This window comes from Arthrobacter sp. PsM3 (assembly GCF_030433895.1).
In the GTDB taxonomy this organism is placed as follows: domain Bacteria; phylum Actinomycetota; class Actinomycetes; order Actinomycetales; family Micrococcaceae; genus Arthrobacter.
In genome coordinates, this window is the sequence record NZ_JARUXE010000062.1 from 1 (window position 1) to 14,519 (window position 14,519).

At 69.8% G+C, this 14,519-nt stretch carries 14 protein-coding genes and 1 tRNA gene; 13 read left to right on the forward strand and 2 right to left on the reverse strand.

The annotated features are described in order from the left end of the window. The first annotated feature begins 248 nt into the window (after positions 1-248). Positions 249-321 (forward strand) — tRNA-Ala (locus QCD75_RS20365). Positions 322-435: 114 nt separating this feature from the next. Here the strand turns inward: QCD75_RS20365 and QCD75_RS20370 are convergent. Beyond that, positions 436-894: a DoxX family protein gene (locus QCD75_RS20370; RefSeq protein ID WP_301231294.1), complete on the reverse strand. Its 459-nt coding sequence runs from the start codon at positions 892-894 to the stop codon at positions 436-438. Between the two features lie 85 nt (positions 895-979). On the opposite strand from QCD75_RS20370, the gene QCD75_RS20375 reads away from it, so the two are divergent. The 4 genes from QCD75_RS20375 to QCD75_RS20390 all read left to right on the forward strand — a co-directional run bounded on the left by QCD75_RS20375 (position 980) and on the right by QCD75_RS20390 (position 5,109). Further along, the gene (locus QCD75_RS20375) at positions 980-1,333 is read left to right on the forward strand and encodes a zinc ribbon domain-containing protein YjdM (RefSeq protein ID WP_301231295.1); all 354 of its coding nucleotides are present in this window, start codon (positions 980-982) and stop codon (positions 1,331-1,333) included. A 5-nt stretch (positions 1,334-1,338) separates the two neighbouring features. After that, on the forward strand, positions 1,339-2,514 hold the full coding sequence (locus QCD75_RS20380; RefSeq protein ID WP_301231296.1) for an NAD(P)-binding domain-containing protein: 1,176 nt from the start codon (positions 1,339-1,341) through the stop codon (positions 2,512-2,514). 24 nt (positions 2,515-2,538) lie between these two features. Further along, positions 2,539-3,774, forward strand: a complete 1,236-nt coding sequence (locus QCD75_RS20385) for a class I SAM-dependent methyltransferase (RefSeq protein WP_301231297.1) — start codon at positions 2,539-2,541, stop codon at positions 3,772-3,774. Between the two features lie 132 nt (positions 3,775-3,906). After that, positions 3,907-5,109: an ROK family transcriptional regulator gene (locus tag QCD75_RS20390; RefSeq protein ID WP_301231298.1), complete on the forward strand. Its 1,203-nt coding sequence runs from the start codon at positions 3,907-3,909 to the stop codon at positions 5,107-5,109. Positions 5,110-5,189: 80 nt separating this feature from the next. Here QCD75_RS20390 and QCD75_RS20395 read toward each other — a convergent pair whose 3' ends face one another. Further along, positions 5,190-5,387 carry a hypothetical protein gene (locus QCD75_RS20395; protein WP_301231299.1) on the reverse strand — a complete coding sequence of 66 codons (198 nt, stop codon included), beginning with the start codon at positions 5,385-5,387 and terminating at the stop codon, positions 5,190-5,192. A 152-nt stretch (positions 5,388-5,539) separates the two neighbouring features. On the opposite strand from QCD75_RS20395, the gene QCD75_RS20400 reads away from it, so the two are divergent. The 8 genes from QCD75_RS20400 to metE all read left to right on the forward strand — a co-directional run bounded on the left by QCD75_RS20400 (position 5,540) and on the right by metE (position 14,443). After that, positions 5,540-6,535: an AAA family ATPase gene (locus QCD75_RS20400; protein ID WP_301231300.1), complete on the forward strand. Its 996-nt coding sequence runs from the start codon at positions 5,540-5,542 to the stop codon at positions 6,533-6,535. A 2-nt stretch (positions 6,536-6,537) separates the two neighbouring features. Beyond that, positions 6,538-7,443: a DUF58 domain-containing protein gene (locus tag QCD75_RS20405; RefSeq protein WP_301231309.1), complete on the forward strand. Its 906-nt coding sequence runs from the start codon at positions 6,538-6,540 to the stop codon at positions 7,441-7,443. A 5-nt stretch (positions 7,444-7,448) separates the two neighbouring features. After that, positions 7,449-7,958, forward strand: a complete 510-nt coding sequence (locus tag QCD75_RS20410) for a hypothetical protein (RefSeq protein ID WP_301231301.1) — start codon at positions 7,449-7,451, stop codon at positions 7,956-7,958. After that, entirely contained in the window at positions 7,949-8,941 is a 993-nt protein-coding gene (locus QCD75_RS20415; RefSeq protein ID WP_301231302.1) for a vWA domain-containing protein, read from the forward strand. Before QCD75_RS20410 ends, QCD75_RS20415 begins: the two co-directional genes overlap by 10 nt. Further along, entirely contained in the window at positions 8,938-10,008 is a 1,071-nt protein-coding gene (locus tag QCD75_RS20420) for a vWA domain-containing protein (protein WP_301231303.1), read from the forward strand. The genes QCD75_RS20415 and QCD75_RS20420 overlap by 4 nt, the downstream gene beginning before the upstream one ends. Then, the gene (locus QCD75_RS20425) at positions 10,005-10,721 is read left to right on the forward strand and encodes a hypothetical protein (RefSeq protein ID WP_301231305.1); all 717 of its coding nucleotides are present in this window, start codon (positions 10,005-10,007) and stop codon (positions 10,719-10,721) included. The genes QCD75_RS20420 and QCD75_RS20425 overlap by 4 nt, the downstream gene beginning before the upstream one ends. Before the next feature lie 340 nt (positions 10,722-11,061). Then, positions 11,062-12,021 (forward strand): methylenetetrahydrofolate reductase, encoded by a 960-nt coding sequence (locus tag QCD75_RS20430; RefSeq protein ID WP_301231307.1) that lies wholly within the window; start codon positions 11,062-11,064, stop codon positions 12,019-12,021. A gap of 61 nt (positions 12,022-12,082) precedes the next feature. Further along, a complete protein-coding gene (gene metE / locus QCD75_RS20435; RefSeq protein WP_301231308.1) occupies positions 12,083-14,443 on the forward strand; it encodes a 5-methyltetrahydropteroyltriglutamate--homocysteine S-methyltransferase in 2,361 nt (786 codons plus the stop codon). Positions 14,444-14,519: the final 76 nt, after the last annotated feature.

The following is a 14,519-nucleotide window of genomic DNA, read 5'->3' on the forward strand; positions in this document are numbered from 1 at the left end:
GCGCACCTGCATGGCATGCAGGGGGTCAGGGGTTCGAGTCCCCTCAGCTCCACCGGATAATCCGCCGGAATCGAAAGATTCCGGCGGATTTTTCTCGATCCGGAGCCAAACGCCGGGAAAAGCCGGTGTCCCGAGGCTTTTATCCCGGACCGGCGCGCCGATTCGCGTGAACCGGAATTGTGGTTTAAGATAAACAGGTTGCTTCAGGGAATCCGGTCCTTCACAGGACGGTTTTTCCCGGCAAGTTCGGGGCTGTGGCGCAGCTGGTAGCGCACCTGCATGGCATGCAGGGGGTCAGGGGTTCGAGTCCCCTCAGCTCCACCGAAGAGGCCCTGCTCATTGAGCAGGGCCTCCTTTTTTGTTGCGAGTATTGTTGCGGGAATTTTGCGGAGCCCCGCCGCCCGGGCAGCGGTTCACGTGCGGGCACGCAGCGGATCACTGGCCGGTTCGCCGGCTCTCCCGCCAGGCCTGCCACGCGCCTGTGGACCACAGGGCCCACAGCACCAGCAGCGGCTGGAAGAGCAGGCGGATTCCACGGCTCAGGTCCGAATTGAGGCCAAACGAATTGGTACCCGTGGCGAACTGCGAGATGTTGCCCGGGAAGACCGCCACGAAGAAGCCGGCAACAATCCAGCCGAGGGCCACCCGGCGCCGCCTGAGCAGCAGCAGGCCCACGCCGAGGACGATCTCCACCAGCCCGGACGCGACCACGACGAAGTCCCTGTCCAGCGGCAGCCAGGGCGGCACCTGCGCATAGAAGGCCTCCCGGTTCCAGCTGAGGTGGCTGACGCCGGCCAGGACCAGGAACCCGCCCAGCAGCAGCCGGCCCGCGGTCCGCCGGCCACGGCGCAGCCTGGAACCGTCGTGGTGGGAGTGAACCGGGGTGTCGGCCATGAGGCGCCGCCTTCGCTGGGGAGAGGCCAGCTTAGCAATGCAGCTCCGCGGGCCCCGGCCTTGCCGCTCGACTAATATTGGGGGCGTGAATGAGACCCTGCCCCCGTGCCCCGAATGCTCCAGCGAATACACCTACGAGATGGGGGCGCTCCTGGTCTGCCCGGAGTGCGCGCATGAGTGGTCGCCGGTCCTGGAGGCAGAGTCCGGCGACCAGGAACCAAAGCCGATCAAGGACGCCGTCGGCAACATCCTCGCCGACGGGGACACTGTCACGGTCATCAAAGACCTCAAAATCAAGGGCAGCTCCACGGTGATCAAGGTCGGCACCAAGGTCCGTGGTATCCGGCTGGTCGACGGCGTCGGAGACCATGACATCGACTGCAAAGTCGACGGCGTCGGTCCCATGCAGCTGAAATCCAGCGTGGTCAAGAAGATCTGACCGACATGTCCGCCGGGATTGAGGGCGGGATCCGGTCCGCCGACGTCGTCGTCATCGGCGCCGGCCAGGCCGGGCTCTCCGCCGCCTACCACCTGCAGCGCCGGGGCTTTGCCCCGGCCGGGACGGGCCCCGAAGAACGGGATCCGGCCTACCGCTACATCGTCCTCGACGCCGAGGACGGCCCCGGCGGGGCCTGGCGCCACCGCTGGAAGAGCCTCCTGATGGCCACTGTGAACGGCATCAGCGACCTGCCCGGCATCCCGCAACCCGACGTCGACCCGAAGGAAGCCAGCTCAAGCTTCCTCACCCGCTACTTCGGGGGCTACGAAGACCAACTCGCGCCGGCCATCGAACGACCCGTCAGGGTCCGGACCGTCGCCCCGGAGGACAAAAACCCGGGCGGCCGGCTGCGGATCACCACCTCCCGCGGCGACTGGTCCGCCCGGGCCATCATCAACGCCACCGGCACCTGGACCCGGCCGTTCTGGCCAATCTACCCGGGCCAGGCCGGCTTCCGCGGGCGGCAGCTGCACGTCGCGGACTACGTCTCCGCCGACGAATTCCGCGGCCGGCACGTGATTGTGGTCGGCGGCGATATCTCCGCCGTCGGGCTGCTCGACGAAATCTCCCGCGTCGCCAGCACCAGCTGGTTTACCCGCCGGGAACCCGTCTGGCGGGACGCCGCCTTCGACCGGAAGGCCGGGCACGACGCCGTCGCCCTCGTCGAGGAACGCGTGCGGCAGGGACTCCCGCCGCAGAGCGTCGTCGCCGCCACCGGCCTGATTTGGACCCCGGCACTGCGCGCGGCCGCCGCCCGCGGCGTACTGGAGCGCCAGCCCATGTTCAGCGCCATCGAGCCCGGGGGAGTGCGGCTGGCCGACGGCAGCTTCCTCGCAGCCGACGTGATCCTCTGGGCCACGGGCTTCCGGGCCGAGCTCGACCACCTCGCCCCGCTGAACCTGCGCGGCGCAGGCGGCGGAATCGCCATGGCCGGCACCCGGGTGGCCGCGGAAACGCGGGTCCAGCTGGTGGGCTACGGGCCGTCGTCGTCCACGATCGGCGCCACCCGGGCCGGCCGGACGGCTGTCGCGGGGATCCTGCAATTTCTGCGGGAGCAGGATAAATTGCTGGAACAGGATAAATTGGCAGGGGTCCGCAACCTCCAGGCCCGGACACCCTGACTCATTAAAGGCGGCAGCTCGCGCGTGGCGGACAACGATCTTGAATCCCTCTTCTCCCGGCTGGGCCGGTTCCCGGATGTGGAGGCGGCCAACCTGCAGGCCTGGGACGCCACGGACAAGCTCCTCCTGGACACCGCCGGGGAGCTGCCCGCTACCGGCTTCCTCCGCCCCGGCAGCCGGCTCGCCATTGTGGGGGACCGTTACGGCGCGCTGACCCTCGGGGCCCTTGCCCTCCGCGCCGCCGGCCGCCCCGGCACCGCCGGTCCCGCCGACGCAGCCAGTCCCGCCGGGGCCACCCCGGACTCCGCCAACACTTTGACCCACCCGGTCCGTGTGCACCAGGACCTCATCACCGGCGAGCGTGCCCTCCGCCACAACGCCGGCAGGCTGGGTGTCGCCGGCGGCTTCGAACAGTTCCCGCTCGGCGCCGGGCTCCTGGCCGGAGCCACCCTGGTGCTCGTCCAGCTGCCCAAGTCCCTGGCGGAGCTGGAGGAGATCGCCGACGCCATCGCCCGGCACGCCCACCCCGACGTCGTGGTGCTGGCCGGCGGCCGGGTCAAACACATGAGCCTGGGCATGAATGCCGTGCTCGAGCGGCACTTCAGCGAGGTCCAGCCGCAGCGGGCCCGGCAAAAGTCCCGGATACTGCTGGCCCGCCGCCCCCGGCCGGCCACCGGCGCCCCGCCGTTCCCCGCCGCCGTAGACAACACTGAACTGGGACTGACCGTGTGCGCCCGCGGCGCTGTTTTTGCCGGCACCGGGCTGGACATCGGCACCCGGTTCCTGCTGGAGTTCCTGCCCCAGATGCCGCCGGCACGGCACGCTATCGACCTGGGCTGCGGCACCGGGATCCTCGCGGCCATGTACGCCCGCCGCAATCCGGGCTCCCGGGTCACTGCCACCGACCAGTCCGCGGCCGCTGTCGACTCCGCCAGGGCGACGGCGGAAGCCAACGGCCTGGACGCGCAGATCACCGTCCTCCAGGACGATGCCATGGGCCTGCTGCCGGCCGGTGACGCCGACCTGATCCTGCTTAACCCGCCTTTCCACGTCGGCGCGGCGGTGCATGCCGGGGCCGGCCTTAAACTCATTGAGGCGGCCGGACGGGTCCTCGCGCCCGGCGGGGAGCTCTGGACGGTGTTCAACAGCCACCTGCATTACCAGCCCGCGCTGCAGCGCCTGATCGGCCCGACCCGTGAGGTGGGCAGGAACCCCAAATTCACCGTGACGGCAAGCACCCGAAGACCCGCTGAACTATGAAGCCGGCGTGTGTGCGGTCACAGGGGCGTAACGTACGATTCTGACATAAGCATTGCGCAGCCAAAACGTTTAGGGGTATCAGTGACTGAGATCCGCCAGCCCTCGCCGAGGCGCGGAACCAATTTGCCCCGAATGGGGGACTTTAACCTCACGGTGATCCTCGACGCCATCAGGCGTTCCCCCGCCGGCCTGAGCCGGGTCGAGCTGGCCCAGATCGTCGGGCTGTCCCCGCAGACGATCTCCAACATCTCCCGCCGCCTGCTGGACCAGGACCTCATCTATGAGGCCGGCAAGGAAGGCACCGGACCGGGTAAACCACGGACCATGCTCCGGCTCAATTCCTCCGGAATGTACGCCGTGGGCGTTCATCTGGATCCGGCCGTGACCACGTTCGTGGTGCTGGACCTGGTCGGGGCGGTGGTCAAGCATTCCCGGATCAAGACCCCGGCAGGCACCGATGCCGGGGCCGTCATCGAGACCATCGCCGCCGAAATCAAGCAGATTATCTCGGATTCCGGCGTCGACCCGGCCAGAATCGCCGGCTTGGGGATCGCCTCGCCCGGACCGATCGACCTCGAGGAGGGCACCGTCGTCGACCCTCCGCTCCTGCTCGGCTGGGACCGTGTGCCGCTCCGCGATGCCCTGGCCGCGGCCACCGGCCTGTCCACGATCGTGGACAAGGACGTGACCAGTGCCGCCGTGGCTGAGACCTGGGCGGGCGGCCCCAGCGGCGCGGGCAGCTTCATCTTTATGTACATGGGCACCGGAATCGGCTGCGGAATCGTGCTCAACGACGAGGTGGTGCGCGGCACGTCGGGGAACGCCGGTGAAATCGGGCACATCATCGTTGATCCGGACGGCGCGCCCTGCGACTGCGGACTGCGCGGCTGCATCAAGTCCACCTGCATCCCCCAGGCGTTGGTGGCCCAGGCCGTCGAAGCCGGGGTGCTGGACGGACCTCTCGCGGAAGTGACCGGCCCAGCCCTCCAGGAGAGCTTCGTCGCACTGTGTGCCGCCGCCGGCGCCGGCGACGCCAGGGCAATAAAGATCATCGACCACTCCGCCGTGCTGGTTGCCCGCGCCGTCTCGACCGTCACCAACGCCCTGGACGTGGACCGCGTGGTCTTTGGCGGGCCGTTCTGGACCTGCCTCTCGGGGCGCTACCTCGAACGGATCCCGGAACTGGTCCGCGACGGCAGCGCCACCCGGAAGATCCATGAGATCGAAGTGGTCGGCACCGGTGTGGGCGAGGATGTCGGCGCGGTCGGCGCCGCCTGCCTCGTGCTGGAACACACACTGGCGCCCCGCTCGCAGCGCCTCCTGCTGGGGAGCTAAAGCCGGCTGGGGGCCCGGGTCTGCCGGCGGCGGCGGTGGCCAGGGTCGGTGGCCTCAGTCGCTGGCCTCAGTCGGTGGCCTCAGTCGATGTCCTCGACGACGGTGCCGAAGGGGATCGTCCCGTCCAGATGCGCCTGGTGGTCATGCGGGTGAACCACCACCCGGACACCGTGCGTCTTGTCCGCCGCAGACTGCATCAGAATGGGCCGGACCGTGTTGATGAAACTCTCGCTCTTGCCGGCGAGGTACTCCTGGTAGCTGGCTGGAAGCTGGATCATGGCAAAAGGATAGTCCTGCGCGGGCGCGATGGGGAGGGCTCCCCATTGCCGGAAGTTCCGGCGCAGGCTTGGATAGGATGGCCGTTGGCGGCCGCGCAAGGCGGGCCGACGCCACTGACAAGCTACCAGGGGGACTCCACGTGCTTCAGACTATGGCTGCCGTTCGAATTGAGCCGGCAGAACTGGCCCGGGCGCAGCAGACCCTGGCGGCCGTCTCCCGCAGCTTCGACGCCAAGGTGGTGGGTCAGGCCAGGCTCCGCGAATCCCTCCTGGTCGGGCTTATGACCGGGGGGCACATCCTGCTGGAAAGCGTCCCCGGGCTGGCGAAGACTACCGCCGCCCAGACCGTTGCGGAGGCCATCAGCGCAGACTTCCGGCGGATCCAGTGCACCCCGGACCTGCTCCCGAGCGACATCGTCGGGACCCAGCTTTACGACGCCGCCAAGGGCACCTTCGTGACGTTGCTTGGCCCGGTCCACGCCAACATCGTCCTCCTGGACGAGATCAACCGCTCCAGCGCGAAAACCCAAAGTGCCATGCTCGAGGCCATGCAGGAACGCCAGACCTCGATCGGGGGAGTAGTCCACCCGCTGCCCAGCCCGTTCCTGGTGCTCGCCACGCAGAACCCCATCGAGCAGGAAGGCACGTACCTGCTGCCCGAAGCCCAGATGGACCGCTTCATGCTCAAGGACGTGCTGGACTACCCCACTCCGGCCGAAGAGGCGGAGATCATCCGCCGGATCGACGCCGGCGTGTTCACCCCGGAGCAGAAACCTCCCGCGGCGGCCTCGCTTGAGTCCATCAGCGAACTGCAGGAGATTGTCCGGCGGGTCTACATCGACCCCGCGATCGTCCGCTACATCGTCGGCCTGGCGTTCATCACCCGCAACGCCGCCGAGCACATTGACGCCCGGCTGGCCGGTTTCATCGAGTTCGGCGCCAGCCCCCGCGCCAGCATCGCCTTCAGCCAGGCGGCACGGGCAGTGGCCCTGCTGAACGGACGGGACCACGTGATCCCGGAGGACGTTAAATCGCTCGCCCACCGCGTCCTGCGCCACCGGCTGATCCTCGGCTTCGAGGCCGTCGCCGAGCAGGTCCCGGTGGAGACCGTGATCGACGCCATCGTCGCTGCCGTCCAGACGCCCTGATGATGGCGGCCCTCCTCCACCGCGTGAAGTCGAAGCTGTCGATCCACTCGCACCGCAAGGCCCGCGGCATCCTCGCGGGCCACTACGGCTCGGCCTTCCACGGCCGCAGCCTGGACTTCGATGACCTCCGCGCCTATGTGCCCGGCGACGAGGTCCGCGACATGGACTGGAAGGCAACCGCACGGCATGGCTCCCCTCTGGTCCGCCGCTATCTCGCGGTCCGCCGGCAAACGCTGCTGCTGGTCACGGACACCGGCCGCAACATGGCCGCCGCGTCCCGGGACGGCGAGCCGAAGAAGGACATCGCCGTCCTCGCCCTGGGGGTGGTGGGCTACCTTGCTCACCGCCACGGCGACGCCGTCGGGCTGGTCTGCGGCGACTCCGGCGGATCCCGGGCTCTGCCGGCGAAGGCGGGCGAAGCGCACCTGGAGCGACTGCTCCGCGAAGTCCACGACAACACCTCGCTGGCCGCCGGGACGAGCCGGATCGAATCCCAGCTGGACTACCTTGCCCGCAACTTCTCCCGGCGGATGGTGCTGCTTGTGGTCGCCGACGAGTTCCTGCCGGATGCGGAAACGGACCGGTTGCTCCGACGTCTTCGCGCCCAGCATGAGGTCCTGTGGCTGACCGTCAGGGACGCCGACCTGCTCGGGGGCGGAGCCCGCGAAGACTCTTTCGAGGTCGATGCTTCCGGCAGGCGTGCGGGAACGCGGTCCGGACTCCTGCCTGGCGGGCTGGCGGACTCCGCCGGCGTCGCCGCCGCCTACGCGCGCGCCCGGGACGAACGGGACACCGTGCGGCAGTCCATGCTGCGCCGGCTGGGGATTGCCGAGGCCGACGCCGGCAGCAGCGACGACGTGATTCCCGCCGTCTTCAGCCTGCTGGAACGGCACCGGCGCGGACGGTGACTTCGGTGACTTCTGTGGACGGTGACTTCTTCGGGCCGCTGGGCTACAGCGGCTGGTTCCCCTGGACGGCCCTGGGACTGCTGGTGCTCGTCGCAGCCTGGTATGCCTTTGTCTTCCTGAGCACCCGCCGGCGGCCCGCGGCACAGGACGCTGCGCGGCCAGTGCCCTTCGCCGCGCCGGATCTGGACCGGCTCCGGCGTGACTACCTGCAGCGGATCGACGCCGTGGACCGTGAGGCCGCGGCGGGCACCCGCACCAGCCGTTCCTCGCACCAGGAGCTGAGCCTGCTGATCCGCAGCTTTGTCCGTGATGCCTCCGGAGTGGACGCGACGCGGATGACCCTGGCCGAGCTCCGGGCGGAGGGCCCACCGGCCGGGAATCAACCGACCCGCGGCCTCCCGGCCGCGGCGGACGCCATCGCAGCGATGTACCCGGCGGAATTCGCCGCCCTGCCGGCGCCGGGCGTTCCGGACGCAGCCAGGACCGCGAGGGAGGTGGTCCGGTCATGGAACTGATGTTCTGGTGGATCCTGCCGGCCGCCGCCGCGGCGGTCCCCGTGGCCTGGTTCTTCGGGCAGCGGCGCCGGGCCGGCGGCGCCCGGCGCCGTCCGGTCGCCCACAGTGACCGCCTCACGGGGCTGCCGGAATACCAGACGGCCCTGCGGCAGCACCGTAACCGGCTCCGGTTCCTTGCCGCCGCCGGCACGGTACTGATGGTGGCCGCCGTCGTTGCCGCGGCCCGCCCGGCCGAGCGCAGCACCGTCCGGCCCGAACAGCATCAACGGGACATCATCCTGTGCCTGGACGCCTCCGGCTCGATGAACAGCGCCGATGCCGCCGTGGTGGAGGTATTCGGCCGGCTCGCCCAGCAATTCAACGGCGAGCGCATCGGCCTCACGGTCTTCGACAGCAGCGCCGTGCAGGTCTTCCCGCTGACCGACGACTACGGCTACGTGCGCGAACAGCTGCAGCAGGCGCAGAGCGCCTTCGACGGAACCGGCAGCGCCGGCTTCCTCGACGGGACGTGGAACGGCGAGGGTTCCTCGCTGATCGGCGACGGCCTGGCGTCCTGCCTCCAGGGTTTCCCGGCCGCGCAGGACGCGGACGACGGCGGGCGCCGCTCCCGCTCGGTCATCCTGGCCACGGACAACTTCCTGTCCGGCGCACCGCTGGTCACGCTCGCGGACGCCGGCGCCCTGGCCAAAGACCGGGACGTCCGGATCTACGCCCTGAACCCCGGCGACTACGACGTCGGCCCCGGGCCGGGACAGCCCGGCGGCCGGCTGCGCAGCGTCGCGGAGGGCAGCGGCGGCGGCTACTATGCCCTCGACAGCCCCGACGCGGTTCCCGCCATTGTCGCCGGGGTCGAGGCAACCCAGGCCGCGGCAATCCAGGGCGCGCCCCGGGCCGTCGTCTCCGACCGCGCCGAAATTCCGCTCGCCGTGGCGCTGCTGGCGGGGCTGGTCCTCGCCGGGGCATCAGGGGGGACCAAACGATGACGTTCAACCCGGTACTGCCCTGGTGGATCATGGGCCCGATCGCCGCCGCGGCCGTCGCAGGCCTGGGCTGGGTCCTCGCCCGTTCCCGTCCGGCACCGGCAGAACTCCGTGACCGGCTCTTCCGCGGCGGCCTCGTACTGCTGCTCCTGCTCGCCGCCGCCCGGCCCGGTGTCCCGGGCGGCACCGCCCAGGCTGCTGCCACCGGGCTGAACGTGTTCTTCGTGGTGGACACCAGCAGCAGCATCGTCGCCGAAGACCACGCCCCCGGCGGAGGGCAGGGAGCCGGACGCCGGGGAACCGGAGTGCCACGGCTCGACGGCGTCCGGAAGGACATCCGGGCGATCGCCGAGGACCTCGCCGGGGCCCGATACTCGCTCCTCAGCTTCGATTCCGGCGCCGCAGTGCGGATGCCCCTGACGGCGGACACTTCCGCACTGGATACCGCGGTGTCTGTGCTGGGACCCCAGGTCACCGCGTACTCGACGGGCAGCAGTGTCAGCGCGGCCCGCACGGTCCTCGCCGAACGGCTCGCGGCGGCACGGGACAGCCACCCGGAACGCCCCCGGCTGGTGTTCTACTTTGGTGACGGCGAGCAGACCAGTGCAGCCCCGCCCCAGGCCCTGGGGATTGACGGCTCCCTGATCAGCGGCGGCGCAGTCCTTGGCTACGGCACACGGGATGGCGGCCGGATGAAGGAGAACAACGGGGATCCCACCCGGCCGGCGGAGACGTATATCCAGGACCCGGCCACCGGCACGGCTGCCGTCTCCCGCCTCGACGAGGACCAACTGCGGGACATCGCCCGCCAGCTCGCCGTGCCCTATGTGCACCGCGCGGCCGGGGACGCCACCGCTCCAATGCTTCAGAAAGCCACGCCCGGCACGCTGGAACGCACCGGGGAATCCCTTGACGGCAGGACGGAACTCTACTGGCTTCCGGCTTTCGCCGCGTTCCTGCTGGCACTGCGCGAAACCCTTCTGGTGTCCGGCCGGCTCAGGGAGCTCCGGCCCGTCCGCCTTGCGTCCCCGCTGGGATCACCGGCCCCCGGACGAAGGCCTGGCGCATGAGTCGTCGACGCCGGCTGCTGCTGTGGTCCGCGCTTCCCGTGCTGCTGGCCCTCGTATTGGCCACGAAACTGCTCGGCGCGGCCTGGTTCTCCGGCCAGGCCAGTGCTGCTTTTGCCCGGGCTGACGCCCCGGCGGTGGGCACGGCTGCCTCGGTCCTGGGCTTCGCGAACTTCCTGGAACCGCACAAGGCACCCTTCGCGGCCGGGGACGCCCTGGCGCTCCGCGGCGACTTCGCCGGGGCACGCACCGCGTTCGAAGCGGCCCTCGCTGGCGCCCCGCCGGCCGACGAGTGCCGGGTACAGGCCAACCTGGCGCTGAGCATCGAGCGGCTGGGCGGCGCCGGCCTGGCCGGCCCTGACCACGGTGTCCGCCTGTTTGAAGAGGCTCTGGCCGTGGTCACGGCAGCTTCCGAGGACTGCTTCGGGTCCAACAGCACCGACCACGAGGCGGGGGACAGCCTCCAGGCCTCCGCGCAGCGGCTGGCGGAAAGAATCGGGCGTCTGCGCAACCAGCCCGACGCCAGCGGCGGCACCGGACCCGCACCCGGCACGGCAGAGCAGGGCAGCTCGGGGCCGGCCGGCCCGATGCAGGCGCAGCTGGAGCAGCTCCGGGAGTCCGGAAAGTCAGCCCAGCTGGAGCGCAACCACGGCCAGCAGCGGGAGGAGTATCTCAACGGCAGCAACGCCGGACCGCTCACGGGCAAGCCCTGGTGACGTCCCGGGCGAAGAATCTTCCATCCGGGACCGAAATATGCCGTAAAGGTGCGTCTTAATTCGGGAGCGGACTTGTCCGCCCTCCGGGTGCCCCGTAGAGTTCTATCCAAGTTACCTCAGTAACGTGTCAGCGATCCTCCGCTGAAGGCCAGCCCCACGGCGGCCCAGGAGGGTGTGGGTGCCCCCATGTGGGCCTGACATTTGCTCACGGACAACTTCGTATCAGGCGTAACAGTCGCGGCTGCGTCCTGCTGGAGTTCCCTCCGTGTTCCCCAAACTCAATTCACCGACGGCACCCGTTTTTGGGCAGAGCTGTTGGTGTTCACAGCCAAGGACGCAAATGTCTCCACCCAGCCTTATTGACATCCACCCAAATCTTGTTGGCATGGCCCCCGTTGCGCTGTCCTATGAGCTGTTCCCGCCGCGGTCGCCCGCAGCCGCGGAATCGCTCTGGAGGACCATCGGCGAGCTGGAAGCCACGGACCCGGACTACGTGTCGGTGACGTACGGCGCCAGCGGCTCCAACCGGAACACCGCCGTCGAACTCATCAACCGCCTCGTCCAGGAAACCACGCTGCGGCCGCTGGCCCACCTGACCTGCGTGGGCAACTCCCCGGAGGAGCTCGCCGAGATCATTGGTGAACTGCTCGACGTCGGCGTGCGGGGCATCCTGGCCCTGCGCGGCGACCAGCCCAAGGACGGCGGCGTTCCTCCCGAGGGATCGCTGCGCTACGCCCAGGACCTGATCGAGCTCATCCGCCGCGTCGAACAGCGCCGCTCCGCCCTGCTGTGCGCCGGGAAGGTGGCCGTCGGCGTCGCCGCGTACCCCACCCGGCACCCGGAATCCCCGAGCGTTGCGCACGACGTCGAGGTGCTGCTCGCCAAGCAGCGCTCCGGCGCCGATTTCGCGATCACCCAGGTCTTCTTCCACACCGAGCAGTACGCGGACCTGCTGACCCGGGCCCGCCGGGCCGGAGTCACCATCCCGATCATCCCCGGCGTCATGCCGCTCACCAGCATCCGCCGGGTCACCCGCCTCGGCGAGCTGACCGGCGTCGAGCCGGACCCGGCACTGATGGCACGGCTCGCCGCCGCGGACAGCGACACCGAGCGCACCCGCATCGGGGTCAGCGCCACCGTGGACCTGGCCAACGCAGCCCTGGACGCCGGCGCCCCCGGACTGCACCTCTACACCTTCAACGAACACACCGCGGCCCTCGACGTGCTGGACAAGCTGGCGCTGCCCCGGCCGCGCCGCAACCACCGGCGCTCGGCCGGCCGCCGCCAGCTCGCCAGCTGACGGCGCCTGCAGCGCCCCACAACTTCCCTCCGCACCACACCACCAACGCTTAGGACTTCCCATGACTGCAAACAACACGCTCCACCCCACTCCGTTCCCGTCCGCCTCGATCCTGGGCTACCCGCGCATCGGCCGCCGCCGCGAGCTCAAGAAGGCCGTGGAGGCCTACTGGGCCGGCAAGCTCGACGCCGCCGCCCTGGACGCCGCCGCCAAGGACATCCAGCTCGGCACCGCCCGGCGCCTCCAGGGTCTGGGCCTCACCGAAGCCGCAGCCGTCCCCGGCACCTTCTCCTACTACGACCAGGTGCTCGACGCCGCCGCCCACCTCGGGGCCGTACCCGCCCGCTTCGGCAACCTCCTGAACGCCGAAGGCCAGCTCGACATCGACGGCTACTTCACCCTGGCCCGCGGAACCAAGGACCAGCAGCCGCTGGAAATGACCAAGTGGTTCGACACCAACTACCACTACCTCGTCCCGGAAATCGGCCCGGACACCAGCTTCTCGCTGGCCTCCAACCGCATCGTCGAGGAATTCGAGTACGCCCTCGCCAACGGCGTGGAAACCCGCCCGTACATCGTTGGCCCGGTCACCTTCCTGCTGCTGAGCAAGGCCTCCGACGACGCCCCGGCCGGCTTCAGCCCCCTGTCCCGCCTCGAGGACATCCTGCCGGTCTACACCGCACTGCTGGAGAAGCTGGCCGCCGCCGGCGCGAGCTGGATCCAGCTCGACGAGCCCGCCCTCGTGGTGGACCAGGACATCCCGGCCGGGGAAATCCAGGCCGCCGTCGCCCGCTCCTACGAGGTCCTCTCCGCCGCAGCCAGCCGCCCGCAGCTGTTCGTCGCCACCCCCTACGGCGCGCTCAACGGCCAGCTGGGCACCCTCGCGGCGACCGGCATCGACGCCCTGCATCTGGACGTCTTCAAGGGCGAAGTTCCCTCCGCCGCGGCCCTCGCCGCCCTGGGCGAGACGACCCTCGTCGCCGGCGTCGTGGACGGCCACAACATCTGGCGCAACGACCTCGCCGCCTCCGCGGAGACAATCGCCGAGCTGAAAAAGTCCGTCGCCACGCTTGCCGTCAGCACCTCCACCACCACCGCGCACGTCCCGCACGACGTCGAGGAGGAAGTACAGCTCTCCGCGCAGCTGCGCAGCTGGCTCGCCTTCGCCGACCAGAAGACCACCGAGGTAGTCACCCTCGCCGGCCTGCTGACCGACCCGGCAACTGGTGTTCAGTCAAGGGATGTCCAGCCGGCCATCGACGAGGCCACCCGCATCATCGCCGACCGCGCCACCGCGGAAGGCGTCCGCCGCGCCGACGTCCGGGCCCGCACCGCCGCCCTGACCGACGCGGACTTCAACCGCTCGGACTACGCGGTCCGCGAAGCCGCGCAGACCAAGGCCCTGCACCTGCCGCCGCTGCCCACCACCACCATCGGCTCGTTCCCGCAGACCGGTGAAATCCGCACCGCCCGTGCCCGCGCCAACCGCGGGGACCTCAGCACCGAACAGTACGAACAGCTGATGAAGGACGAGATCAAGCGCGTCGTGGAGCTCCAGGAAGACCTTGGCTTCGACGTCCTGGTCCACGGCGAGCCCGAGCGCAACGACATGGTCCAGTACTTCGCCGAGAACCTCGAAGGCTTCGACGTCACGGTGCACGGCTGGGTCCAGTCCTACGGCTCACGCTGCACCCGGCCCTCGATCCTGTGGGGCGACGTCACCCGCAGCGCCCCCATCACGGTGGAATGGGCCAAGTACGCGCAGTCCCTCACCAGCAGGCCGATGAAGGGCATGCTCACCGGCCCGGTCACCATCCTGGCGTGGTCCTTCGTGCGCGACGACCAGCCCCTCGGCGAGACCGCCAACCAGGTGGCCCTCGCGCTCCGCGACGAAATCGCCGACCTCGAAGCCGCCGGCATCAAGATCATCCAGGTCGACGAGCCCGCCCTGCGCGAACTCCTGCCGCTGCGCAAGGCCGACCAGGCCGCGTACCTGGACTGGTCGGTGAAGTCCTTCCGCCTCGCCACCGCCGGCGCCGGGGACGCCACCCAGGTCCACACCCACCTGTGCTACTCGGAGTTCGGCGCCATCATCGACGCAATCGACGGCCTCGACGCCGACGTCACCTCGATCGAGGCCGCGCGCTCCCGGATGGAGGTCGTCCACGACCTCGAGTCCCACGGCTTCGGCCGCGGCGTGGGCCCGGGCGTCTACGACATCCACTCGCCGCGCGTCCCGGGCGAGCAGGAAGTCACCGAACTGCTCAGCACCGCCGTCAAGCACGTCCCGTCCCGCCAGCTCTGGGTCAACCCGGACTGCGGCCTGAAGACCCGCGGCTACGCCGAGACCGAAGAGTCCCTGCGCAACCTGGTCAGCGCCACCAGGACCGTCCGCGCCGAACTGCTGGAAGCCGCCAGGTAGCAGGCAGCTATCCGACCGCTGGCTCAACCAACGGGCTGAACCAACGACGGCGGCCGGTCACCTTTCACAGGTGGCC

Coding starts and splice junctions, on each gene's coding strand:
- QCD75_RS20395 (WP_301231299.1), bottom strand. CDS start 5,387: ATGATCCAGCTTCCAGCCAGCTACCAGGAGTACCTCGCCGGCAAGAGC.
- QCD75_RS20415 (WP_301231302.1), top strand. CDS start 7,949: ATGGAACTGATGTTCTGGTGGATCCTGCCGGCCGCCGCCGCGGCGGTC.
- QCD75_RS20405 (WP_301231309.1), top strand. CDS start 6,538: ATGGCGGCCCTCCTCCACCGCGTGAAGTCGAAGCTGTCGATCCACTCG.
- QCD75_RS20430 (WP_301231307.1), top strand. CDS start 11,062: ATGTCTCCACCCAGCCTTATTGACATCCACCCAAATCTTGTTGGCATG.
- QCD75_RS20425 (WP_301231305.1), top strand. CDS start 10,005: ATGAGTCGTCGACGCCGGCTGCTGCTGTGGTCCGCGCTTCCCGTGCTG.
- QCD75_RS20370 (WP_301231294.1), bottom strand. CDS start 894: ATGGCCGACACCCCGGTTCACTCCCACCACGACGGTTCCAGGCTGCGC.
- QCD75_RS20400 (WP_301231300.1), top strand. CDS start 5,540: ATGGCTGCCGTTCGAATTGAGCCGGCAGAACTGGCCCGGGCGCAGCAG.
- QCD75_RS20390 (WP_301231298.1), top strand. CDS start 3,907: ATGGGGGACTTTAACCTCACGGTGATCCTCGACGCCATCAGGCGTTCC.
- QCD75_RS20420 (WP_301231303.1), top strand. CDS start 8,938: ATGACGTTCAACCCGGTACTGCCCTGGTGGATCATGGGCCCGATCGCC.
- QCD75_RS20380 (WP_301231296.1), top strand. CDS start 1,339: ATGTCCGCCGGGATTGAGGGCGGGATCCGGTCCGCCGACGTCGTCGTC.
- metE (WP_301231308.1), top strand. CDS start 12,083: ATGACTGCAAACAACACGCTCCACCCCACTCCGTTCCCGTCCGCCTCG.